The following is a 22,955-nucleotide window of genomic DNA, read 5'->3' on the forward strand; positions in this document are numbered from 1 at the left end:
AACAACCGTGGATCCTTGCCAAGTTCCGCGAAACTTCGCCGCCCGTTCGGCCAATGTTGCGAAGGCCGCGCCGCGCGCCTTGCGAAGGTCCCGCGCGGGACGCGCCGGCCGGGAGCCCTGGACTTAGTAGGACGTCCAACTATATGTTCGTGACCAGAGCCCGCGGTGCAGGGAAGCCGGTGTGAATCCGGCACGGTCCCGCCACTGTGACCGGGGAGTGCGCCGCCGTACACACGCCACTGACGAGCGAGAAGTCGGGAAGGCGGGCGGGTGATGGTCGGGGGGTCAGAATACCGACGAGAGGCGTTCCGTGTTGTCCACGAGGGTGACTCCTCCATCCCTTGAACAGGGTGGCTTCTCGCTATGCCCTTGGGCGTCGCGACGGACCAGCCCGGCCCGTAGGACATTGAGAGCACCCACTGTGTCAGCGTGCGCGGTGTGCCCGCAGTTGACGCAGCGGAACTCCTTCTGCGTGGGCCGGTTTTCCGCTGCGGTGTGCCCACACTCGGGACACCTTCGGGAGGTGTTGCGGGGGTCCACCGCTATCACTTCCCGTCCGGCACTTTCAGCCTTGGCGTGCAGGATCGCGAGGAACACCCCCCAACCGGCATCGGCTATGGACCGGTTGAGCCCGGCCTTCGAGGTGGCTCCGTTGGGTAAGTACCGGCCCTTGTTATCCGGCCTGGGGGAGGGAGCCTTGCACATGTTGCGGACCTTGAGACCTTCATGTGCGATCACGTCATGTTCGAGGACCAGAGCCAAAGCGGTCTTGTGTGCGTGGTCCAGTCGCTGGCGCCGTACCTTGCGATGTAAAGCAGCGACCTTGGCTACGGCCTTGCGGCGGCGTTTGCTGCCCCGCTTGCATCGGCCGAGTGCTCGCTGTGCTTCCTTGAGATCGGCAGCGGCTCTCTGCCCGTACCGGGGGTTGGCAACGAATCCACCATTGGAATCAGCGAGGAAGTTGACTATGCCCATGTCGATGCCGATCACCGAGCCAGTGAGCCCTTTCAGCGTGGCCACTGATCGGGTGAGGGCGGTGGCGTCCGCAACACACGAGGCTCCCGTGCCGTTGAGGGAGGTGTTCGAAGTCTCAACCCACCGGCACAGGAGCCTCGTTGGTTCCCTATCCTGCCGCACTCGACCTGCCTCATGCCTTGGTCGAGTGGGTAACCATGCTCATCGTCACCCGCGAGGGTGACCGCCGCTGCAAACTTCCACCGCACCAGCGTGCCCTGGTGGGGCTGGCGTACCTGCGCCGGCACGACACCCTCACCCAGCTCGCCGCCGGTTTCGGCATCGCAGTCGGCACTGCCCACGCCTACACCGCAGCAGTCGTCGGGCTACTCGCCGACCGCGCGCCCGGGCTGCTGCGCGCCCTGCGCGAAGCCGACCCCGACTACGTCCTGCTCGACGGCACTCTCGCGGAGTGCGACCGGGTCGGCGACAGCCGAGCCGACTACTCCCACAAGCACCGACGGCACGGAGTCAACGTGCAGGTCGTGACCGACCCGGCGGGGAGGCTGCTGTGGATCTCGCCCGCACTGCCTGGCCGCGCCCACGACCTGACCGCCGCCCGCACCCACCGGATCATCCGGATCTGCGAACGCCAGGGCATCCCAGTACTCGCCGACCGCGCCTACCTGGGCGCCGGCCCATGGGTGACAACACCCGTCCGGCGACCGCCGGGCGGCGACCTGTCACCGACCCAGCAGACCGTCAACCGCACGCTCTCCGCAGCACGGGCACCAGTCGAGCGGGGCGTGGCCCGCCTGAAGTCCTGGCGGATCTTCCGCAAGGCCCGGTACAGCCCGAATCGAATGTCGGCAATCGCCGCAGCCGTCCTCACCCTGGAGCGGCAACGCTGAAAGGGCTCAGTGAACGGGAGCGGATCCGGCGTGGCCTGCTCCGCGGTCAGAACCACGTACCAGCGGCGGCCCTCACGCTTGACGCTGACGGTCTTGACCCTGCCTGCAACAGGACGGTGCTGATGCACGCGGATGTGCCCGATTCCCTGGAACCGGACCCTGGTCACCGGGGCTTGCGGAGTGGAATCCCACCGGCACCCGTCCCCGTCCCTGGGGAACTCGACCGTGTCGAAATGCCCCGCACCCTTGAAGCGTGGGAACCCAGGCTTCTCGCCGGTCTTCACCCGGCGGAAGAACGCCGTGAATGCCTTGTCCAACCGTCGCAATGTCGCCTGCTGCGACGAGAACGACCAGCGGCCCTGACGCTCCTGGTCAAACGCCTGGATCTCTTTGAGCTGTGCGGACTGGTGGCCATATCGGATCCGGGTCCTCGAGTTGTGCTTGTAGGCATCCCGGCGCTCCAGCAGCGCGCCGTTGTACAGCGAGCAATGATCCCGCAGCATTCCGGCGAGCGCGCCTTCCTGCCGGACGGTGGGTCGCAGGAGGAACTTGTACGCACGGATCACCCGGCCCCACCCCCCTTCAGTCCGGACCGACATGACCATTCTGCGTCCGCTGGGCATGGCCGCGCTGGGAATGGCGCTTTCGCCGGCACCTGGCCACCGCACCATCTACAATCCGCGCGCGCCTGCTGCCCGAAGCGGGAAGACGTCATTGGGCGGTCGCGCACGGAAGTTCCTTGCCCGGCTTCCGCTTTCACCGCCCGGCGCGTCGACACCGGCATGATCGGCGTCAACGTCCCCATCCCGGTGCCGGTCGCCTACCACACCTTCGGCGGCTGGAAGCGGTCCGGCTTCGGCGACCTCAACCAGCACGGCCCCGACTCCATCCGCTTCTACACCCGCACCAAGACCGTCACCTCGCGCTGGCCCTCCGGGGTCAAGGAGGGCGCGAGCTTCACCCTTCCGACGATGGGATGACGGCCGTGACCACCCTGCTCACCGAGGACCAGACCGCGCTCGTCGACACCACGCTCGACTTCGCCCGCGAACACCTCGCCCCGCACGCCGTGGCCTGGGACCAGGAGAAGCACTTCCCCTCGACGTCCTGCGCAAGGGCGCGGAACTCGGCCTCGGCGGCCTCTACGTACGGGAGGACGAGGGCGGCTCCGGGCTGACCCGCTCCGACGGCGTCCTCGTCCTCGCCGCCCTCGCCACCGGCTGCCCCTCCCTCGCCGGCTACTTCTCCATCCACAACATGGTCGCCTGGATGATCGACCGGTACGGCGACGCCGCCCAGCGCGCCCGCTGGCTGCCCGGCCTGTGCTCGATGGAGTCCCTGGGCAGCTACTGCCTCACCGAGCCCGGCGCCGGCTCCGACGCCGCCGCCCTGCGCACCCGCGCCGAGCGCGACGGCGACCACTACGTCCTCACCGGCGTCAAACAGTTCATCTCCGGGGCCGGCGCCTCCCGGGTGTATCTCGTCATGGCCCGCACCGGCGGCGACGGACCCGGCGGGATCTCCGCCTTCGTCGTCGAACGGGACGACCCCGGCCTGTCCTTCGGACCCGACGAGAAGAAGATGGGCTGGAACGCCCAGCCCACCCGCCAGGTGGTCCTGGACGGCGTCCGCGTCCCGGCCGGCCGCCGGCTCGGCGCCGAGGGCGACGGCTTCCGCATCGCCATGAGCGGCCTCAACGGCGGCCGGCTCGGCATCGCCGCCTGCTCGCTCGGCGGCGCCCAGAGCGCCCTCCAGCGCAGCCTGACCCACCTCGCGGACCGGGAGGCGTTCGGCGCCCCCCTGCTCGACGCGCAGGCGCTCCGGTTCCGGCTCGCCGACATGGCCACCGAACTGGCCGCCGCCCGCGCGCTCGTCCACCAGGCCGCCGAGGCCCTGGACCGGGACGACCCCCAGGCCCCCCAGCTGTGCGCCATGGCCAAGCACTTCGCCACCGACACCGGGTACTCCGTCGCCGACCGCGCCCTCCAGCTCCACGGAGGCTACGGCTACCTCAGCGAATACGGTATCGAGAAGATCGTCCGGGACCTCCGGGTCCACCAGATCCTGGAAGGAACCAACGAGATCATGCGCCTGATCGTGGCCCGCGGCCTGACCGGAGCCCGCCGATGACCCCGACCGCACCGGTGACCGGCGACGACCCCGTCCTCCTGCGCACCGAGGGCCACGCCGGCTATCTCACCCTCAACCGCCCCAAGGCCCTCAACGCCCTCAGCCACGACATGGTGCGCCGCATCGACGAGGCCCTCACCACCTGGGAGCACGACCCCGCCGTCGAGACCGTGGTCATCAGCGGCGCGGGCGAACGGGGCCTGTGCGCGGGCGGTGACATCCGCTCCATCCACGCGGACGCGCGGGACGGCGACGGCACGGCCACGGCGGCCTTCTGGTACGACGAGTACCGCCTCAACGCCCGTATCGCCCGCTACCCCAAGCCGTACGTCGCCGTCATGGACGGCATCGTGATGGGCGGGGGAGTGGGCGTCTCGGCCCACGGCAGCGTCCGGATCGTCACCGAGCGCTCCAAGGTCGCCATGCCCGAGACCGGTATCGGCTTCGTCCCGGACGTCGGCGGCACCTATCTGCTCGCCCTCGCGCCCGGCGAGCTCGGCACCCACCTCGGCCTCACCGGGACACCGGTCGGCGCCCGGGACGCCCTGCTGTGCGGGCTGGCCGACCACTTCGTCCCGTCGGACGAGCTCCCCGCGCTCCTCGCCGCCCTCGCCACCGGGTCCGTCACCGAGGTCCTCGCCCGGTACGTCCGCGAGGCGCCGGAGGGCGAGCTGGACGGGCACCGGGAGTGGATCGACCACTGCTACGCGGCCGATACCGTCGAGGAGATCGTCGAGCGGCTCCTCGACCACGGCGCGACCGCCGCGAAGGAGACCGCCGGGACGATCCTCGCCAAGTCCCCCACCTCGCTCAAGGTCACCCTGGCCGCCCTGCGCCGGGCCCGCGACCTCGGCCCGCTGGAGCGCGTCCTGGAGCAGGAGTACCGCGTCTCCTGCGCGGCCCTGTCCTCGCCCGACCTCGTCGAGGGCATCCGCGCCCAGGTCGTCGACAAGGACCGCGACCCGCGGTGGTCGCCCGCCACCCTCGCCGGGGTCACGGAAGCGGACGTGGACCGCTTCTTCGCCCCGCTCGGCGCGCGGGAACTCTCCCTCGCCGCCGACGGCTCCGGTCAGGAGGTGCCCTGGTGAGCCCCCTCACCGTCGGATTCGTCGGCCTCGGTCACATGGGCGGTCCGATGGCCGCCAACCTCGTCAGGGCGGGCCACCGCGTCCTCGGCCACGACCTGTCGGCCGGCTCCCTCGCGGCGGCCGCCCGCACCGGGGTCGAGCCCGCCGGGTCGGCGGCCGCCACCGCCGCCGGCGCCGACGTGGTGATCACCATGCTGCCCGCCGGGCGCCACGTCCTCGCCCTCTACCGGGACGAGGGGCTGCTCGCGGCCGCCCGGCCCGGCACCCTCTTCGTCGACTGCTCCACCATCGACGTCGCCGACGCCCGCGCCGCGCACGAGGCCGCCGCCGCGGCCGGCCACCAGGCCCTGGACGCGCCCGTCTCCGGCGGTGTGACGGGCGCCGAGGCCGCCACCCTGACCTTCATGGCCGGCGGCGGCGAGCGCGAGTTCGCCCGGGCCGCGCCGCTGCTGTCCGCGATGGGCGGGAAGGTGGTGCACTGCGGCGCGCCGGGCGCCGGACAGGCCGCGAAGATCTGCAACAACATGATCCTCGGCATCTCGATGATCGCCGTCAGCGAGGCCTTCGTCCTCGGCGAGAGCCTCGGCCTGTCCCACCAGGCCCTGTACGACGTGGCCGCCACCTCCTCCGGGCAGTGCTGGGCCCTCTCCGTCAACTGCCCCGTCCCCGGCCCCGTCCCGGGCAGCCCCGCCGGCCGCGACTACCGGCCCGGCTTCGCGGCCCCGCTGATGGCCAAGGACCTCGGACTCGCCGCCGCGGCGGTGCGGGCCGGCGGCGTCGACGCGGAACTCGGCCTGCGGGCCGCCGAGATGTACGCGGAGTTCGCCGAGGGCGCGGGCGCCGCACAGGACTTCTCCGGGATCGTCCGGGCCATCAGGGAGCGGTCGGCACCGGTCGCCGAGCAGAACGGAACGCGCGCGTCATGACGTACGAGACCATCCTCGTCGAACGCAAGGGCCGCACGGCTCTCGTCACCCTCAACCGCCCCAAGGCCCTCAACGCTCTCAACCTCCAGGTCATGAACGAGGTCGTCGCGGCGACGGAGGAGCTCGACCGGGACCCGGACATCGGCTGCGTCGTCCTCACCGGGTCGGAGAAGGCCTTCGCGGCCGGCGCCGACATCAAGGAGATGCGCCCGCGGAGCTACATGGACATGTACCTCAGCGACTGGTTCACCGCCTGGGACCGGCTGGGCGCGCTCCGCACCCCGACCGTCGCCGCCGTCTCCGGCTACGCCCTGGGCGGCGGCTGCGAACTCGCCATGCTCTGCGACATCCTGCTGGCCTCCGACACCGCCGTCTTCGGCCAGCCGGAGATCAAGCTGGGCGTCATCCCGGGCATCGGCGGCTCCCAGCGGCTCACCCGCGCCGTCGGCAAGGCCAAGGCGATGGAACTCTGCCTGACCGGCCGCACGATGGACGCGGCCGAGGCCGAACGGGCCGGGCTCGTCTCCCGCGTCGTCCCGGCCGCCGAGCTCCTCGGCGAGGCCCTCGCGGTCGCGGAGACCGTGGCGGGGATGTCGGCGCCCGTCGCGATGATGGCGAAGGAGGCCGTGAACCGGGCCTTCGAGACGACCCTGGCGGAAGGCGTGCGGTTCGAGCGGCGGCTGTTCCACGCGGTGTTCGCCGTCGCGGACCAGAAGGAGGGGATGGCGGCCTTCGCCGAGAAGCGCCCGCCGGTGTTCGGCCACCGGTAGGCGCCTTGGCCGGGCGCCGTCGACGACCGCGCCCAGGCCCAGGGCCGGCGTCCGGTGCCCGGGGCCGGGCACCGGACGTCCGGCCTCAGATCCCGGGGCGGGCGGGCCCCGGACGGCCCTCAGCCCTCCCGAGCACCGGGTACGGCACCCGCGCCCGGCGGTCCGGGTCGATCGCCAGCCGGCCCCCCGCCGGCGGGCGGGCCCGCTGGGCGCAGTCGCGCCGTTCGCAGATCCGGCACCCCAGCCCGATCGGCGTGGCCGCGCGGGCATCGCCCAGGTCGGTCCCCGCCGCGTAGACCAGCCGGTGCGCGTGGCGCAGCTCGCACCCCAGGGCCACCGCGAACTCCGCGCGCGGCGCGTGATGGCCGAAGCCCCCGCGCGTCACCGTGCGCGCGATCCAGAAGTAGCGCGTCCCGTCGGGCATCTCCGCGACCTGGGTGAGGATCCGGCCCGGAGCGGAGAACGCCTCGTACACCGTCCACAGCGGGCAGGTGCCGCCGAGCCGGGAGAAGTGGAAGGCCGTCGCGGACTGCCGCTTGGAGATGTTGCCCGCCCGGTCCACCCGCAGGAACGAGAACGGCACCCCGCGCCGGCCCGTCCGCTGGAGCGTGCTGAGCCGGTGGCACACGGACTCGAAGCCCACCCCGAACCGGGCCTGGAGCAGCTCCACGTCGTAACCCAGCTCCTCCGCCGCCGTGTGGAACGCCGTGTACGGCATGAGCAGCGCGCCCGCGAAGTAGTCGGCGAGGCCGATCCGGGCGAGCGCCAGCGACTCCGGGGAGGACGGCGCCGCGCTCCCGGCCAGCGCGTCGAGCAGCGGGCCGTGCTCCAGCAGGGCCAGCTGCGTGGCGAGCTGGAACGCCCGCTGGCCGTCGCTCAGCCACGGCGACAGGAACACCAGGCCCGCCTCCGCGTCGAAGCGCCGGGCGTCGGCCGACCGGGCCGGGGCGGCCCGGACGACCTTCACGCCGTGGCGGCCCGCGAGGTGCGCGGTGAGCGCGTCGGCCGAGCGGCCGGGCCGCAGCCCCAGCTCGCCCGCGGTCCGCTCGGCGGCGGTGTCGAGGGCGCCGAAGTGGTTGTGGTGCTCGTAGAAGAAGTCCCGCACCTCGTCGTGCGGTTCGGCCGGCGGCAGGACGTGGGTGTCACCGGGGGCGGCGAGCGCGGCCGCCCGCTCGGCGGCGTCCCGGTAGCGGCGGTGCAGGGCGACCAGGGCGCGGGCCAACTCCGGGTGGTCCCGGGCCACCTCGGCGATCTCCCCGGCCGGCGGCGGCGCCCCGCACGCCTCGTCGCCGAGCGCGGCCCGCAGATCGGTGGTGAGCCGCTCCTCGTCCGCCTGGGAGAAGAACTCCGCGTCCACCCCCAGCACTTCGGCGATCCGCAGCAGCACCGAGGCCGTGAGCGGCCGCTGGCTCTGCTCGATCTGGTTCAGATAGCTGGTGGAGATGCCCAGCGCGCGGGCCAGCTCCACCTGGTTCATCCCCCGCTCGCGGCGCAGCCTGCGCAGCTTCGCGTGGGCGTAGATCTTCCGGCCGGCCGACCGCGCCATGCCCGGCCCCCTCCCGTTCGGCACCACCCGCGGCCCGCTCCTCCCGCGGACCCTCTTGCGAAAGTAGCATCCGCACCTTTCGCGACATTCGCCGATCCGCAGCCACCGGCTGTACGGAATCCGCAGGTTGGAGCGGTCGCGGCGGTCGCGTACGGCGGGCAGGCTCGGTCCCGTACCCCGCACGCACCGCACGCCGCGAGGAGCCCCGTGATCGACCACCAGGTACGTGTACACCCCAGCGCCGCCCGGCTGCCCCGCGAGGAGCAGCTCGCCTGGAAGCTCGCGGCCGTGGCCACCGGCCAGGACGCCGCCGTCGACGCCGGGACCGCCGCGATGGCCGTCAACCGCGTCGTCGACAACGCCGCCGTCGCCGTCGCCTCCCTCGGCCGCCGCCCGGTCGCCGTCGCCCGCGCCCAGGCCCTGCCGCACCGGACCGCCCCGGGCCTCCCCGGCGCCTCGGTGTTCGGGGCCGCGCCGGGCGTCCGCGTCTCACCCGAGTGGGCCGCCTGGGCCAACGGCACGGCCGTCCGGGAACTGGACTTCCACGACACCTTCCTGGCGGCCGACTACTCCCACCCCGGCGACAACATCCCGCCGCTGCTGGCCGTCGCCCAGCACACCGGCCGCGACGGCGCCGACCTGCTGCGCGGCATCGTCGCCGCCTACGAGGTCCACGTGGCCCTGGTGAAGGGCATCTGCCTGCACGCGCACCGCGTCGACCACGTCGCCCACCTGAGCGCGGCCACGGCCTGCGGCCTCGGCGCGCTGCTCCGGCTGCCGACCGCGACCGTGTACCAGGCCGTGCAGCAGGCCGTCCACACCACCACCGCCACCCGGCAGTCCCGCAAGGGCGAGATCTCCAGCTGGAAGGCGTTCGCACCGGCGTTCGCCGGGAAGGCCGCCGTCGAGGCGGTGGACCGGGCGATGCGCGGCGAGGGCTCCCCCTCCCCGGTCTACGAGGGGGAGGACGGCTTCCTCGCCTGGATGCTGGCCGGGCCCGGCGCCACGTACACCGTGTCCCTGCCCGGCCCCGGGGAACCCCGGCGCGCCATCCTCGACACCTACACCAAGGAGCACTCCGCCGAGTACCAGGCGCAGGCCTTCATCGACCTCGCCCGGCGGCTGCGGGAGAGGACCGGACCGCTGGACCGCATCCGCCGGATCGTCCTGCACACCAGCCACCACACCCACCATGTGATCGGCTCCGGGGCCGAGGACCCGCAGAAGTACGACCCCGGGGCCGGCCGGGAGACCCTGGACCACTCCGTGCCGTACATCTTCGCCGTCGCCCTGGAGGACGGCGGCTGGCACCACGAGCGCAGCTACGCCCCCGAACGCGCCCGCGCCGCCGCGACCACCGGGCTGTGGCGGCGGATCTCCACGGTCGAGGACCCGGAGTGGACCCGCCGCTACCACGACCCCGACCCGGCGCGCCGCGCCTTCGGCGGCCGGGCCGTGCTCACCCTGGAGGACGGCACCGTGATCGAGGACGAGCTGGCCGTCGCCGACGCCCACCCCGCCGGGGCCCGGCCCTTCGACCGGGACGGCTACACGCGGAAGTTCCGGACCCTGGCCGACGGCGCCGTCACCCGGCCGGCGCAGGACCGGTTCCTGGACGCGGCCGGCCGGCTGGCCGAGCTGGATACCGCCGGCCTGGACGCCCTCTTCCCCGCCGTCGACACCGACGCGCTCGCCGCCGCCGACGCACGCCTGCCGAAGGGCCTGTTCTGATGCTCCACACCCGCACCACACCCGCGGAGCGCCGCCGTGACCTGCGCGAGAAGCTCGCCTCGGGCCGGCTGCTGCGCGTACCCGGCGCGCTGAACCCGCTCTCCGCCCGCCTCGTCCAGGAGACCGGCTTCGACGCCGTCTACCTCTCCGGCGCCGGGCTCTCCGCCGACCTGGGCCTGCCCGACATCGGACTGACCACCTCCACCGAGCTCGCGGCCCGCCTCCAGCAGCTCACCCGGGCCACCGACCTGCCCGTCCTCGTCGACGCCGACACCGGCTTCGGCGGACCGCTCAACGCCGCCCGCACCGTGGCGCTCCTGGAGGAGGCCGGAGCGGCCGGCCTCCATCTGGAGGACCAGGAGAACCCCAAGCGCTGCGGCCACCTCGACGGCAAGCGCGTCGTGCCCCGCGAGGAGATGACCCGCCGGATCCGGGCCGCCGCCGGCGCCCGCCGCGACCCGGACCTCCTGCTGATGGCCCGCACCGACGCGCGGGCCGTCGAAGGGCTCGCCGCCGCGATCGACCGGGCGAAGGCGTACGTGGACGCGGGCGCCGACGCCGTCTTCCCCGAAGCGCTCGCCGACGAGGCCGAGTTCGCCGCCTTCCGCGCCGCCGTGGACGTACCGCTCCTCGCCAACATGACCGAATTCGGCAAGGGCCCGCTCCTCGACGTCACCACGCTGGAGAACCTCGGGTACGACATCGCCCTCTACCCGGTCACGCTGCTGCGCCTCGCCATGGGAGCGATCGAGGACGGCCTGCGCGTCCTCGCGGCCCAGGGCACCCAGGAGTCGCTCCTGCCACGGATGCAGACGCGCTCGCGCCTCTACGAGCTCCTCGGCTACGAGGAGTACACGGCCTTCGACTCGGCCGTCTTCGACTTCACCCTCCCGCCCGGCACCTGACCCGCAGAAGGGCACACCATGTCCGTCACCCCGTCCGGTATCCACCGGGGGCTGGCCGGTGTCGTCGTCGACACCACCGCCATCTCCACCGTCATCCAGCGGACCAACTCGCTGACCTACCGCGGCTACGCCGTGCAGGAACTCGCCGCCCACCGCTCCTTCGAGGAGGTCGCCCACCTCCTGTGGCACGGCGAGCTCCCCGGCCCGGGGCAGCTGGCCGACTTCCGCGCCCGCGAGCGCGCCCTGCGCCCGCTGGGCCGCGGCACCGCCGAGCTGCTGGCCCGGCTGCCCGGGACCTGCCACCCCATGGACGTGCTGCGCACCGCCGTGAGCCTCCTCGGCGCCGAGGACCCCACCGAGGACGACGGCAGCCCCGCCGCGAACCGCGCCAAGTCGCTCACCCTCCTGGCGAAGCTCCCCGTCGTGGTGGCCGCCGACCACCGGCGCCGCCGCGGCCTCGCGCCCATCCAGCCCGACCCCTCGCTCGGCCTCGCCGAGAACTTCTTCCACATGTGCTTCGGCGAGGTGCCGGACCCCGAGGTCGTCCGCTGCTTCGAGGTCTCGCTCATCCTGTACGCCGAGCACAGCTTCAACGCCTCGACCTTCACCGCCCGGGTCGTCACCTCCACCCTCTCCGACCTCTACAGCGCCGTCACCGCGGCCGTCGGCGCGCTCAAGGGACCCCTGCACGGCGGCGCCAACGAGGCCGTGATGCACATGCTCGCCGAGATCGGCGACGTGGAGCGGGTCGAGGAGTGGCTGGACGAGGCCCTGGCCGCCAAGCACAGGATCATGGGCTTCGGCCACCGCGTCTACCGCGACGGCGACTCCCGGGTGCCGCTCATGCAGGAGGCCGCCGACCGGCTCGTCGCCCGCACCGGCGGCCCCGGGGCGGCCCGGCTGGCCGCGCTGCACACGGCCCTGCGCGACGCCGTGCTCCGGCGCAAGGGCATCCACCCCAACCTCGACTACCCGGCGGGCCTCGCCTACCACCTGATGGGCTTCGACATCCCCGCCTTCACACCGATCTTCGTCATGAGCCGCGTCACCGGCTGGACCGCCCACATCACCGAACAGCTCACCCACAACGCGCTGATCCGCCCCCTGGGCGCGTACGACGGGCCGGAACAGCGGCCGGTGCCGGCGGCGGTGTGACCCCGGCCGGAGGGGCGGGGCCGCCCCTCCGGCCGCTCCGCCCGCCGTGCGACGATCTTGGTATGGGAGCATCCGATGTCGCCGCCCTCACCGTCCTGGGGGCCCTGCTGGAGCGGTCGCTGCCGCGGATCGCCGACGCCGTGGCCGACGCCCGCCGCTTCGACCGGGAGACCGTGCGCGCGCTCTCCGGCGCCTGGGACGGTGGCACGTTCCGGCTCTTCCTCGCCGCCACCGCCGCCACCCCGCGGGAGCGCGAGCGGCGGGCGGCGGAGGCCCTGGAAATGATGGCCGGACGGGACGTGTGGTGCCGGGCCTGGGCGGTGGAGCAGGCGGCGGCCCTCGGATACCCCCTGGGTGAACGGCTGCCGCCGGCCGAGCCGTCCCCGTCCTCCCCCGACGGCCTGGGCCGGGCGGCGCCGGTGACGTACGGGACCCCCGCCGCCCTGGCCGCCGGCTACGACCTGCGGGCGGCCGAGGTCCGCGACCTCCGCGTCGAGCGGGTCGGCACCCGGCTGACCGGCCTGCTCTCCCTGTCCGTCCCGCGCGCCCGCCGCACCGGCACGGCGCCGCCCGAAGCCGCACGGCTGGTGGTGGAGACGAGGGACCTCACCGAGGTGCGCTTCGACTCCGACGACCTGCGTGGGGCCGCTCTCGACGCCGGACCCGACGGCGTCGCGATCGGCATCGGCGCGCACGGCATGCTCAGGGCGGACGCGGCCACGCTCCGCGTCGACGACCCGTACCGGCACCCGCCGGCGGCCGGACCGCCGGCCGACGACCGCGCCGCGCCGCGTGTCTCCCCGGAACCGGAGGAGCGGCTGGACGGGGCGGCCCGGGTCGCCGCGACGCTGCTGCACGCGGCGATGCTGGACATCCGCGCGGCCCATCGCGGGCACGGGGCGGACCAGGCGCTGGTGCGGGACCTCTGCCGCGCCTTCGCGGGCGCCGGCGACTACGTGCCGGCCGCGGGCTCCCACCCGGCGGAGGGACGCCGCGACTTCGCCTTCCGCGGGCTGACCGCGTACTGGATCCGCCGCGGCGGCCCCGCGCTGGCGTCCTGGTTCACCACGCGCGTACGGGAGATCGCCGACAGCCCGTACGCCCCTGAGGCCGCCCGGGACGAGGCCCGGAAACTGGCGCTCCCGCCCGAACCGGACCGTCCGCCGGCCCGTGCGCCGTCCGCCGGCCCGCCCACGTCGGCGGAGCTCCGCCTGGCCGCCTACACGGCGGAGCGGACCGCCGGGGGAGTCCGCCGGGACGCTTCCGCCACCTTCCACCTGGCCCTGCCGCCGCACCCCCGGGACGCCCCCGACGGGCCCTGGCGGCTGCGGGTGATGAGGAACGACGGGCCCGCCGCCCTCCGGCTGCGGACCGAAGCCTTCCAGGGCGCCGCCCGGCCGCACCTGACCGGCGGCGAGGGCACGTCCCGCGGCCTCACGCTGCACGAGGGCGCCCTCAGTTACAGCGCCGGAAGGTGACCCGCTCCGGCCATGCGCCGGGCGCGGGGCCGGTGCCCACGGCGGACGTCCCGCCCGTGGCCGCCGTGACTGCCCGCGGGCGAGCGGCCCCGCGCGCCGCCCGGCGGGACCAGGACGCCGGCGCCCGGTCCGCGGCCATGGACCGCACCCGCGCCCCGGGCCCGCCGGCGCCCTGCCTCAGGCGATGACGCCGGCGCCCCGCAGCCCGTCGATGTCCGCCGTGGACAGCCCGAGTTCGCCGAGGATCTCGTCGGTGTGCTCCCCGAACGCGGGCGCCGGACTGTCCCACCGGGGGCCGTCATGGGCGAACGAGAAGGCCGCCACCGGCACGGCAGGGTCGCCAGGGGCTCCGGCCGCCAGGAAGGACCGGTGCGCCAGCTGCTCCTCCGTGAGCGCCTCGGCGAGCGTCCGCACCCGTTCGGCCGGCACCCCGTGGCCGTGGAGGAGCTCCTCCCACTCGGCCGCGGCGCGGGTCGCGAACACCTCCCGCAGCACCCGCCGCATCTCCTCGCCCAGCGCCCGGAGCCCCGACGAGGTCGTCGGCTCCGCGAACCGCGGGTGGTCGTGGCCCTCCAGGGCGAGGGCCCGCCACAGCCGGCGGTTCTGCTCGGGCGTCATCGCGCCCAGCATCAGCTCCCCGCCGGCCGTCGCGTAACTGCCGAGCCCGGCCTCCACCGCGGGCCCACGCGTGACCGGATGGAGCTCGGCCGCCACGGACGGGGCCATCAGCATCAGCGCCGTGTCGAACATGGCACAGTCGATCCGCTGCCCCCGCCCGTCCCGGGCCCGCGCGAACAGGGCGGCGCTGATGGCGAAGGCCGCGTTGTAGCCGCTCGCGTAGTCGACGAACGCCACGCCGGGCTTGCGCCCGCCGGAGCGCGGGATGACGCCGGACGCCGCCTGGATCACGTTGTCGTACGCGTTCACCCGGGCCCGGGGGCCCCGCTGCCCGAACCCCGTCATGGAGCAGTGCACCAGCGAGGGGTTGACCGCCGACAGCTCCTCGGGCCCCAGCCCCAGCCCGGCGAGGGCGCCGGCCCGGTAGTTCTCGACGAGGACGTCCGCCGTGGCGACGAGCCGCCGGAGCACCTCGCGTCCCGCCTCCGTCCGCAGGTCCAGCGTCATGGCCCGTTTGTTGCCGCCCTGCGCCTGGTAGTTGACCCCGCGCAGCCGCTCGTTGAGGCCCTCGTCGGGGCCCCGCGTGCGCGCGATGTCGGGCCGGCCGGGCGCCTCGATCTTGATGACCTCCGCGCCCAGCAGGGCCAGCTGGTACGTGGCGAACGGCCCGGCCAGCACATGGGTGAGGTCCAGGACACGGACCCCGGAGAACGGACGGGACACGGGACACCTCCTTCCGGGCCTCGTTCAGCCCGTGAACAACTGCCTCAGCCTGAGGACCAGCTCGTACACGCCGTAGGCGAAGGGCGCCCCCACCCACAGCCAGCAGAACGCGAGCAGTGCCTTGCGCGAGCCCGTCACGGTGCCGCTCCCTTCTCCGGCACGGCGGCCGGTTCCTCCTCCGGCGGGGGCGGTTCGTGGTGCCGGGGGTGCACGGGCCGCACCAGCTCGTTCGCGACGAAGCCCACGGTCAGCAGGCCGATCATGACGAAGAACGAGGTGGTGTAGAGGTCCGCGCCGCTCCGGCCCGCGGACTTCCCGGCGTCGGCGACGGCGTTGACGATCAGCGGCCCGAGGATCCCCGCGGTCGACCACGCGGTCAGCAGCCGCCCGTGGATCGCGCCCACCTGGTACGTACCGAAGAGGTCCTTGAGGTAGGCGGGGACGGTGGCGAAACCGCCGCCGTAGAAGGAGAGGATGACGGCCGCGCAGGAGATGAACACGGCCTTGGAGGCGTCACCAGCCAGGGCGATCACCAGATACATCAGCGCGCCCGCGCCGAGGTAGAGGCGGTAGGCGTTCTTCCGGCCGGCGAGGTCGGAGGCGGAGGACCAGACGATCCGGCCGAGCATGTTGGCCAGCGAGAGCATCCCGACGAACCCCGCGGCGGCCGCCGCCCCGACGGACGAGGAGGTGCCGGCGAAGAAGTCCGTGATCATCGGCGCGGCCTTCTCCAGGATGCCGATGCCCGCCGTGACGTTCGTGCAGAGGACCACCCACAGGCACCAGAACTGCGGGGTGCGCAGGGCGCGGTGGGCCGACACCCGCGCGGTGGCGGCGAGCGGACGCGGCCCGTCCGCCGTGCGCCCGTCCGCCGTGCGCCCGTCCGGCGGGTGGCCGTCGGGCGGCACCCGGACGAGCAGGACGCCGAGCGTCATGAAGACCGCGTACGCGGCCCCCATGACCAGGAACGTGCGGGCGATGCCCGGCGTGCCCCGGCCGAACGTGTCGAGCAGTCCGGCCGACCAGGGCGACGCGATGAGGGCGCCGCCGCCGAAGCCCATGATGGCGATGCCGGTGGCCATGCCCGGGCGGTCCGGGAACCACTTGATGAGCGTGGACACCGGCGAGATGTACCCGATGCCCAGGCCGACGCCCCCGATGAAGCCGTACCCGAGCACGACGAGCCAGTACTGACGCGTCGCCGCCCCGAGCGCGGCCACCAGGAACCCCGAGGAGAAGCAGACCGCCGACACGGCCATCGCCCACCGCGGCCCGTTCCGCTCCACCAGCGTGCCGCCGAACGCGGCCGAGAGCCCGAGCATCACGATCGCCACCTGGAAGGGCAGCGCCGACGCCGTGCCCGACAGGCCCAGCGCCGACTCCAGCGGCGGCTTGAACACGCTCCAGGCGTAGGCCTGGCCGATGGCGAGATGGATGGACAGCGCGGCGGGCGGGACGAGCCAGCGGCTCCATCCGGGCGGCGCGACGGTTCGGGAGCGCGCGAGCATGGAGGGAACGTACAGCGATCCGCGGGGCCGGGCGGGCCTTTTCGCCCACCCCCGCCCCTTCCCGGGACCTCGACCGCTCCATGGGCCGGACCGGACCGAGGCCGGCCCCGTGCCGGGAGTGTGCCTAGCCCAATGCCACGCCCCCGCCCGCCGACGGCACGTCCGCGCACCCTTCCAGCCCCGCCGGGAGGGTCCCGGTGTGCACCGTGCCCAGCCGCTGCGTCGCCCGGGTCAAGGCGACGTAGAGGTCGCTCAGACCGAACTCCGCCGGTTCCACCACGATCACCGTGTCGAACTCCAGGCCCTTCGCCTGCCGGGGGTCGAGCAGGACGACCGGGCTGGTCAGGTCGGGGACCGGGCCGGTGGACGCGGTGGGCAGGGCGGGGACGAGGGCCGCGTGGTGGGCGCGGGGGGCGATCACCGCGAGGCGGCCCTCCGCGTGGAGCTCGCGCGCGACCGCACCGGCGACCGCGCGCGGCAGGTCGTCCGTGCGCTCCGCCCAGGGGAGGGCGTCCGTCCCGCGCACCGAGCGCGGCGGTACGAAGGAGGGGTCCGCCGACCGGAGCACCCCCGCCGCGAGCTCCATGATCCGGGCCGGGGTGCGGTAGTTGACGCCGAGCCTGATGTGCTCCCAGCGGTCGCCGACGTACGGCTCCAGGATCGGGCCCCACGCGCCGCAGCCGCCCGGCTCGGAGGTCTGCGCCGGGTCGCCGACCAGCGTCATCGAACGGGTCGGGCAGCGGCGCATCAGCAGCCGCCACGCCATCGGGGACAGCTCCTGCGCCTCGTCGACGATGATGTGCCCGAAGGCCCAGGTGCGGTCGGCCGCGGCGCGCTCGGCGGCGCTGCGGTGGTCGGCCTCCTCGTGCCGGTCGGCGAGCCGCTCGGCGTCGACCAGGTCGTGCGCGGCCAGCACCTCCGAGTCCTCGTCCTCCTTGTCCTCGAACTCCTGGGTGCGGGAGCCGTAGGAGAGGTCCAGCACGCCCTGCGCGTACCGGATCCGCTCCTGCCGCTCGGCCTCGGCCCGGGCGCGGGCCGCCGAGTCGTCCTCGCCGAGCAGCTCGGCGGCCTCGTCCAGCAGCGGCACGTCGGCGGGCGTCCACGCGCCGCCCGCGCGGCGGATCGCGGCCGCGTCGGCCTCCGGCAGGTGGACGGGGTCGGCGAGGAAGTCGGCGACCAGCCGCTGCGGGGTGAGGGCGGGCCACAGCTCGTCGATCGCGGCGTGCACCTCACGGCTGACGGCGATCGCCTTGCCGAGCTGGGCGATGTCGTCGGGGCCGAGGAAGTTCGGGCCGCCGTACGGGTCCGCGCCGAGCCTGTCGGCCAGCTGGGCGGTGAGGGCGTCGATGACGTGGAAGGCGAAGTAGGGGCGGGCGAGGTTGTGCGGGAGCCGGGTGTCCCGGGCCCGGCGGCGCGCCTCGGCCACCGTGTCCGCGTCCAGCAGCAGCTCGCCGTCCTCGTGGTCGATGACGCGGGCGGGCTCCGGGAGGGTCTGCCGGTCCTCGACGAAGCGGGCCAGGGCGGTGGCCATCGCCGTGCCGCCCTTGACCGCCGCGGCCGCGGCGGTGTCGGTCCCCGTGGCGGTCACGCCGGGGAACAGCTCGCCGGGCGTGGCGAGCAGGACGCCCGTCTCGCCGAGCGAGGGCAGCACCTCGCCGATGTAGCCGAGGAACGCGGGGTTGGGTCCGACGATCAGCACGGCCCGCCGGGCCAGCTGCTCCCGGTGCGCGTACAGCAGATACGCGGCCCGGTGCAGGGCGACGACGGTCTTCCCGGTGCCGGGACCGCCCTCGACCACGAGGACGCCCTGGTGCGGGGCGCGGATGATGCGGTCCTGCTCGGCCTGGATGGTCTGCACGATGTCGTGCATCCGGCCGGTACGGGCCGAGTCCAGCGCGGCGAGCAGTACGGCGTCCGCGTCCGCGCCCTCGTGCCCGGTGCGGTCGGTGTCGGTGAGGTCCAGGATCTCGTCGTGCAGGGCGGTGACCCGCCTGCCCTCGGTGCTGATGTGACGTCGGCGGCGCAGTCCCATGGGGGTGTGCCCGGTGGCGAGGTAGAAGGGGCGCGCGACCTCGGCCCGCCAGTCCAGGACCAGCGGGGTGCGGTCGGCGTCGTCACGCCGGATGCCGATGCGGCCGATGTGGTGGTCGCGGCCGTCCCGGAAGGCCAGCCGGCCGAAGCAGAGCCCGTTCTCCCCGGCGTCGAACGCGGCGAGCAGCCCGGACTGCTCGGCCACCAGCACATCGCGCTCCAGCCGCGCCTGGAAGGTGGTCCCGCCCGGCGCGAGCGCGGCCCGTACCGCCGCCTCGGCCCCCGCGCGCAGTTCGGCGAGGCGCTCGTGGAGCAGATCGATGAATTCCTGCTCCTGCCGCATTTCCTTGTTTGACAATTCGACTCCCGCCCGGATATGATGGCCTCATAAAGCTTCTCCATGGCCTGTGTTCACGCAAGACATGGAAACATCCAATGTACACAACGGAATGCCCCGACCGTCAATGCGGTCCGGGGCTTTCTTTGTTGTGCGGGGGTTTTCCAGGGTTCCGGAAGTGCCGGGGCGCGCCGCCGCCCGGCCGGCGGCCGCCGGTGTCCGCCGGTCCGCTCAGGGCGCGTCCCCGATCCACTTCACGCCCAGCGCCGTCAGGCCGCGCGGCAGATCGGTGTAGCCGCGCCGCAGCGGGAAGTCGTCCCGCAGCACGCACGGCCCCTCCGCCGTCAGGGCCGCGAGCAGCAGCGCCGCGGCGCCCCGGATGTCCGCGCACCCGCCCAGGTCGCCACCCCGCAGGGACGCCTTGCTGTTCGGCCGGATGTCGGCGAGGACCAAGGGGCGCCCGTGCCGCTCCTCCGTCCGCAGCCGCACCCCGTCCAGCCCGAGCGGCGCGAGATTGCCGGCGTAGTCGAACCGCCGTGCCGGCACCTCCCCGCCGACCACGCTCCCGCCGCTCGCCCGCATCGCCAGCAGCAGCGAGGCGAAGCCCACCCAGTCGCCGCTGAACGCCGGCTCGGGACCCGCCGCCACCCGGGCCGGGCGCAGGGTCCCCGCCGCCGGGAACCCGGCCGTCAGGCTGTGCGACCGCTCGGTGACCCGAGCGCCGGCGTCCCGGAGGAACGCGACGAAGCGGGGGATCCGCAGCGGGCCCGAGCCGGTCACCGTCACCTCGCCCCGGGTGAGGAGGCCCGCCGTCAGATACGTGACCGCGTGCACCCGGTCGGGCGCGATCGCCCAGCCGACCCGCGCGTACCCGTCGGCCCCGCCGATCTCCACCCGGGGCGGCTCACCCTCGACGCGCCCTCCCATGGCCCGCAGGCACGCCAGCTGCTCCCCGCACGACGGCTCCACCGAGGCGCCGAGCACGGTGCTGCGGCCGGGCGTCGCGGCCGCGGCGGCGAGCGCGAGGACGGTGCCCGCTGCCGTCGGACGCTCGAACACCACCCGCGCGGGCACCCGGCGGGGCCAGGAGAGGACCGTGGTGGTCCCGGCGAACCGGGTCCGCACCCCGAACCGGGCGAGCACCGTGAGGTGGCGGTCGGCCGGGCGCGCCCCGCTCCAGCACCCCTGCGGCGCGCCCTCCACGACCACCTCCGCCGCCCGCGTGAGCAGGGCCGGCAGCAGGCAGAAGAGACTGCGGGAACGCTCCGCCAGGCCCCTGGAGACGACCACCCGGTCCCGGCGCACCGGCCCGGAGAACGTCAGCTCGCGGGCCGCGCGGTCGTACCGCACATGGGAGAAGGCCAGGGCCAGCGCGGCCCGCAGCGCCCGCGCGTCCACATGGTCGGGCACCTCGGTCAGCCTGCCCCGGTCGCACAGCGCCGCGCACGCCAGCGAGTGCGCGAACGCGTGCCTCCCGCCGTCGAGCCGCACCGTGCCGTGCAGCGGTGCCCCGTCGTGCTCCACCCGAATGCCCGCCATCCGCTCCCCGGCTCCGCGTCCGCAGCTGCGCGGCCCGGCCGTCGGCCGTGCCGCTCTGGTCTCACCCTGGGCGCCTTAGGGACACGAGGCGGTTCAGTGAAGCACGCGGGGACAATTGGGTTCAAGAGGCAATTACCGCCATCTGAACTGTTGATGCGATGAGCGTTCCGGAAGTGCCGCGGGAAATCGGCACCATGCATTCCACCGGCACCTGCGCACTTCCCCGGGCGTGAAAGCGGCGTGGCGGTCGTAAATCCCCCGCGCGGGAAAGCGGGTGACCTTCCGGCGCTCCTTCGGTGAGGGGCTCGCGGGGGCATGGGATCCCGTCTCCGGCCCCGTATTCCCCTGGGGCTCAGGGGTGACCGGCGACAGGCGTGAAAAGGCTGCCAGGGGCGTGCGCCATTCCGCTCCGCGCCCCTTGACCGCCCCTCTGGCCAGGTGGATTCTGAGGAGCCCGAAAACGCTCGTAGAACGAGCCGGGGCTCATGTACGGGGGACTCAGTGGACAGGGTACGAGAAACGGTCGACTCCGCTGTGCGACGACGGCGCGCGCCCGGACGTAGGACCCCGGCGGACACCCCGCTCCCGGCCGGTGCACCGCTCAACGTCGCGGCGACCTGGGCCGGCACCGCCGACCTCGGGCCCGGCTGGCGGTCCGTCGTCTGGGTCCAGGGCTGCCCCTTCAGCTGCCCCGGCTGCATGTCACCGGACTGGATCCCCGCCGCGCCGGCCCGCACCGTCACCCCCGCCGAGCTGAGCGCGGAGCTCCTCGCCGACCCGGCGGTCGACGGCCTCACCTTCTCCGGCGGCGAACCGATGCAACAGGCCGACGGGCTGGCGGAGGTGGCCCGCCTCGCACGGCGCGCGCGCCCCGGCCTGTCCGTCGTCTGCTTCACCGGCCACCGGCTGGAGCGGCTCCGGGCGCACCCGCCGACGCCCGGCGTCCCCCGGCTGCTCGCCGAGGTGGACGTCCTCGTCGACGGCCCGTACGTCCAGGGGCGCGACGACGGCCGGGGGCTGCGCGGCAGCACCAACCAGCGGGTGCACCACCTCACCGGCCGGCTCTCCGGCAGCGGCTACGACTTCGAGGACCGGCACCGCACCGCCGAGATCGCCGTCGGCGGCCGCGAGGCCTTCCTCATCGGCGTCCCGCCCCCGGACCTCCTCACCGTCTTCGACGCGGCCGTCGACCGGTCCGGCCGGTCCACGGCCTGGGGCACCCCGTGAGCGGCCGGAAACGCATCCAGGTCGACGAGTCCGAGTGGTTCCGGACGCGCCGCCAGGCGGCCCGCCTGAAGGGCGTCCAGCGCGCTCTGCCCGGCATGCTGGACGACATCCGCCGGCAGACGCACGCCGACCTGGAGCGGGTGTTCGGCGTCGTCGAGGACCGGCAGCGCACCGTCGAGCAGGCCGTCCAGGGCCTGAGCGAGCGGACCCGCGCAATGGAGAGCCGGACCCAGGAGCGGCTGCGCGCGCAGGCCCGGCGCACGGCCGAGGACCTCCGCGCCACCGCCGGCGCGCTGCGCCGGGAGACCGCCGAGGACCTCGCGGAGCGGGAACGCCGGCTCCAGGGGGAGATCGACGCCGAGCGCCGGCAGCGCCGCCGGGACGTGGGGCGGCTGGCCGAGGAGGTCGGCGAGATGATCCAGGACCGCGAGCGGGCGGCGGCCCTCGCCCGCGAGGCGATCTCCGACGCCCGGGCCATGCACCGGCTCGTCCACACGGCCTTCCCGGCGGACGTACACCCCCACGCCCGCCGCACGGAGAGCCTGGCCGAGCAGCTGGACCGGGCGTCGGACACCCTCGGCCAGGGCCGGCCCGACGCCGCGCTCGCCACCGCCCAGATCGCCTACCAGCAGCTGAGCGACCTCCTCCAGGAGCTGGAGCGGCACGACCGGGAGCGCCGCCGCCACCGGGTCCGCGCGGGCGAACTCCTCCTCCACGTACAGCACCTGATCAAGGCGAACGCCGTCCAGGCCGCCCACGAGCCCGAGGACGAGGAATCGGCCGACGCCGTCCTCGACGTCGAGTACTGGTCGGGCGGCGAGCTGTCCCGGCTCCGCGCGGAGACCGCCCGGCTCCAGGAGCGGGTCGGCGACGAGGAACGGCCCCCCGACACCGGCGAGCTCCGCGACATCCTGGAACACCGCGTCCCCGAGCTCGAACAGAGGCTCGCCGAGACCGTCGAGCGGGCCGGGCGCCGCCGGCTCGAGTCCCAGCTGCGGGTCAACCTCGCCGACTCCGTGGCCGGCACGCTGGAGGAGATCACCGGCTACGAGCTGACGGACGGCACGTACTCCGGCGAGGACCAGCGGGAGGCGTTCTTCGCCAAGCTCGTCCACCGCAACGGCAACGAGATCGTCATCGAGGTCGCCCCGGCGGGCACCGGCAGCGGCGCCTCCGTCCTGCGCGTCCTGTCGTACGACCGGGACACCACCGCCCGGGACGAGCTGACCACCCGCGGCCACGAGGTGACGCGGGGACTGCGGGCCCGGGGCATCGCCGCCTCCGACCCCGAGGCCGAGGACGGCGAACCCGACCCGGCCTACCAGGACTTCGACACCCTGCGGCGGGCCCTGCCCCGCACCGCCACCGACACCTGAGC

The 22,955-nt window shown here is 74.2% G+C and carries 16 protein-coding genes, 4 pseudogenes and 1 riboswitch; of the genes and pseudogenes, 12 read left to right on the forward strand and 8 right to left on the reverse strand.

Annotated elements, in window-relative coordinates; genetic code table 11:
- The first annotated feature begins 130 nt into the window (after positions 1-130).
- Positions 131-317, forward strand: a riboswitch (cobalamin riboswitch).
- Positions 318-372: 55 nt separating this feature from the next.
- Positions 373-999, reverse strand: a pseudogene (locus tag SMD11_RS31345) (RNA-guided endonuclease InsQ/TnpB family protein); the annotation flags it as partial.
- Positions 1,000-1,115: 116 nt separating this feature from the next.
- Here SMD11_RS31345 and SMD11_RS31350 point away from each other — a divergent pair.
- On the forward strand, positions 1,116-1,865 hold the full coding sequence (locus SMD11_RS31350; RefSeq protein WP_087928233.1) for a transposase family protein: 750 nt from the start codon (positions 1,116-1,118) through the stop codon (positions 1,863-1,865).
- 8 nt (positions 1,866-1,873) lie between these two features.
- On the opposite strand, the pseudogene SMD11_RS36670 reads toward SMD11_RS31350, so the two are convergent.
- A pseudogene (locus tag SMD11_RS36670) lies at positions 1,874-2,431 on the reverse strand (RNA-guided endonuclease InsQ/TnpB family protein); the annotation flags it as partial.
- Positions 2,432-2,629: 198 nt separating this feature from the next.
- Here SMD11_RS36670 and SMD11_RS31360 point away from each other — a divergent pair.
- The 5 genes and pseudogenes from SMD11_RS31360 to SMD11_RS31380 all read left to right on the forward strand — a co-directional run.
- A pseudogene (locus SMD11_RS31360) lies at positions 2,630-2,845 on the forward strand (aldehyde dehydrogenase family protein); the annotation flags it as partial.
- Positions 2,842-3,995 (forward strand): annotated as a pseudogene (locus SMD11_RS31365) (acyl-CoA dehydrogenase family protein). The pseudogenes SMD11_RS31360 and SMD11_RS31365, both read left to right, overlap by 4 nt.
- Positions 3,992-5,083, forward strand: coding sequence for an enoyl-CoA hydratase/isomerase family protein (locus SMD11_RS31370; protein WP_087929656.1), 1,092 nt, complete (start codon positions 3,992-3,994; stop codon positions 5,081-5,083). The pseudogene SMD11_RS31365 and the gene SMD11_RS31370 overlap by 4 nt, the downstream one beginning before the upstream one ends.
- Positions 5,080-6,009, forward strand: a complete 930-nt coding sequence (gene mmsB, locus SMD11_RS31375; protein ID WP_418952496.1) for a 3-hydroxyisobutyrate dehydrogenase — start codon at positions 5,080-5,082, stop codon at positions 6,007-6,009. Before SMD11_RS31370 ends, mmsB begins: the two co-directional genes overlap by 4 nt.
- Positions 6,006-6,779 (forward strand): enoyl-CoA hydratase, encoded by a 774-nt coding sequence (locus SMD11_RS31380; RefSeq protein WP_087929657.1) that lies wholly within the window; start codon positions 6,006-6,008, stop codon positions 6,777-6,779. The genes mmsB and SMD11_RS31380 overlap by 4 nt, the downstream gene beginning before the upstream one ends.
- A gap of 85 nt (positions 6,780-6,864) precedes the next feature.
- Here the strand turns inward: SMD11_RS31380 and SMD11_RS31385 are convergent, their stop codons facing one another.
- Positions 6,865-8,325 (reverse strand): short-chain fatty acyl-CoA regulator family protein, encoded by a 1,461-nt coding sequence (locus SMD11_RS31385; protein WP_087929658.1) that lies wholly within the window; start codon positions 8,323-8,325, stop codon positions 6,865-6,867.
- 207 nt (positions 8,326-8,532) lie between these two features.
- Here SMD11_RS31385 and SMD11_RS31390 point away from each other — a divergent pair, with 207 nt between their 5' ends.
- From SMD11_RS31390 to SMD11_RS31405, 4 genes are all read left to right on the forward strand, one after another.
- On the forward strand, positions 8,533-10,056 hold the full coding sequence (locus SMD11_RS31390; RefSeq protein WP_087929659.1) for an MmgE/PrpD family protein: 1,524 nt from the start codon (positions 8,533-8,535) through the stop codon (positions 10,054-10,056).
- Positions 10,056-10,961 carry a methylisocitrate lyase gene (gene prpB / locus SMD11_RS31395; protein ID WP_087929660.1) on the forward strand — a complete coding sequence of 302 codons (906 nt, stop codon included), beginning with the start codon at positions 10,056-10,058 and terminating at the stop codon, positions 10,959-10,961. The genes SMD11_RS31390 and prpB overlap by 1 nt, the downstream gene beginning before the upstream one ends.
- Positions 10,962-10,979: 18 nt before the next feature.
- Positions 10,980-12,116, forward strand: coding sequence for a bifunctional 2-methylcitrate synthase/citrate synthase (locus SMD11_RS31400; protein WP_087929661.1), 1,137 nt, complete (start codon positions 10,980-10,982; stop codon positions 12,114-12,116).
- A gap of 62 nt (positions 12,117-12,178) precedes the next feature.
- Positions 12,179-13,594, forward strand: coding sequence for a hypothetical protein (locus SMD11_RS31405; RefSeq protein WP_087929662.1), 1,416 nt, complete (start codon positions 12,179-12,181; stop codon positions 13,592-13,594).
- A 177-nt stretch (positions 13,595-13,771) separates the two neighbouring features.
- On the opposite strand, the gene SMD11_RS31410 is transcribed toward SMD11_RS31405, so the two are convergent.
- From SMD11_RS31410 to SMD11_RS31425, 5 genes are all read right to left on the reverse strand, one after another.
- Positions 13,772-14,935, reverse strand: a complete 1,164-nt coding sequence (locus SMD11_RS31410; RefSeq protein WP_087929663.1) for a CaiB/BaiF CoA transferase family protein — start codon at positions 14,933-14,935, stop codon at positions 13,772-13,774.
- Positions 14,936-14,959: 24 nt separating this feature from the next.
- A complete protein-coding gene (locus tag SMD11_RS37400; RefSeq protein ID WP_418952497.1) occupies positions 14,960-15,073 on the reverse strand; it encodes an MFS transporter small subunit in 114 nt (37 codons plus the stop codon).
- Entirely contained in the window at positions 15,070-16,443 is a 1,374-nt protein-coding gene (locus tag SMD11_RS31415) for an OFA family MFS transporter (RefSeq protein ID WP_087929664.1), read from the reverse strand. Before SMD11_RS31415 ends, SMD11_RS37400 begins: the two co-directional genes overlap by 4 nt.
- Before the next feature lie 124 nt (positions 16,444-16,567).
- On the reverse strand, positions 16,568-18,817 hold the full coding sequence (locus SMD11_RS31420) for a HelD family protein (protein WP_087929665.1): 2,250 nt from the start codon (positions 18,815-18,817) through the stop codon (positions 16,568-16,570).
- A gap of 225 nt (positions 18,818-19,042) precedes the next feature.
- Positions 19,043-20,350 (reverse strand): hypothetical protein, encoded by a 1,308-nt coding sequence (locus tag SMD11_RS31425; RefSeq protein ID WP_087929666.1) that lies wholly within the window; start codon positions 20,348-20,350, stop codon positions 19,043-19,045.
- 534 nt (positions 20,351-20,884) lie between these two features.
- On the opposite strand from SMD11_RS31425, the gene SMD11_RS31430 reads away from it, so the two are divergent.
- Positions 20,885-21,577, forward strand: coding sequence for a 4Fe-4S single cluster domain-containing protein (locus SMD11_RS31430; RefSeq protein ID WP_087929667.1), 693 nt, complete (start codon positions 20,885-20,887; stop codon positions 21,575-21,577).
- Positions 21,574-22,953 (forward strand): hypothetical protein, encoded by a 1,380-nt coding sequence (locus SMD11_RS31435; protein ID WP_087929668.1) that lies wholly within the window; start codon positions 21,574-21,576, stop codon positions 22,951-22,953. Before SMD11_RS31430 ends, SMD11_RS31435 begins: the two co-directional genes overlap by 4 nt.
- Positions 22,954-22,955: the final 2 nt, after the last annotated feature.

The organism is Streptomyces albireticuli, assembly GCF_002192455.1.
Lineage (GTDB): Bacteria > Actinomycetota > Actinomycetes > Streptomycetales > Streptomycetaceae > Streptomyces > Streptomyces albireticuli_B.

Bases quoted from the DNA above. Each gene is read 5' to 3' on its own strand.
- SMD11_RS31420 (WP_087929665.1), bottom strand. From the start codon at position 18,817: ATGCGGCAGGAGCAGGAATTCATCGATCTGCTCCACGAGCGCCTCGCC.
- SMD11_RS31400 (WP_087929661.1), top strand. From the start codon at position 10,980: ATGTCCGTCACCCCGTCCGGTATCCACCGGGGGCTGGCCGGTGTCGTC.
- SMD11_RS31415 (WP_087929664.1), bottom strand. From the start codon at position 16,443: ATGCTCGCGCGCTCCCGAACCGTCGCGCCGCCCGGATGGAGCCGCTGG.
- SMD11_RS31370 (WP_087929656.1), top strand. From the start codon at position 3,992: ATGACCCCGACCGCACCGGTGACCGGCGACGACCCCGTCCTCCTGCGC.
- prpB (WP_087929660.1), top strand. From the start codon at position 10,056: ATGCTCCACACCCGCACCACACCCGCGGAGCGCCGCCGTGACCTGCGC.
- SMD11_RS31405 (WP_087929662.1), top strand. From the start codon at position 12,179: ATGGGAGCATCCGATGTCGCCGCCCTCACCGTCCTGGGGGCCCTGCTG.
- SMD11_RS31385 (WP_087929658.1), bottom strand. From the start codon at position 8,325: ATGGCGCGGTCGGCCGGCCGGAAGATCTACGCCCACGCGAAGCTGCGC.
- SMD11_RS31425 (WP_087929666.1), bottom strand. From the start codon at position 20,350: ATGGCGGGCATTCGGGTGGAGCACGACGGGGCACCGCTGCACGGCACG.
- SMD11_RS31380 (WP_087929657.1), top strand. From the start codon at position 6,006: ATGACGTACGAGACCATCCTCGTCGAACGCAAGGGCCGCACGGCTCTC.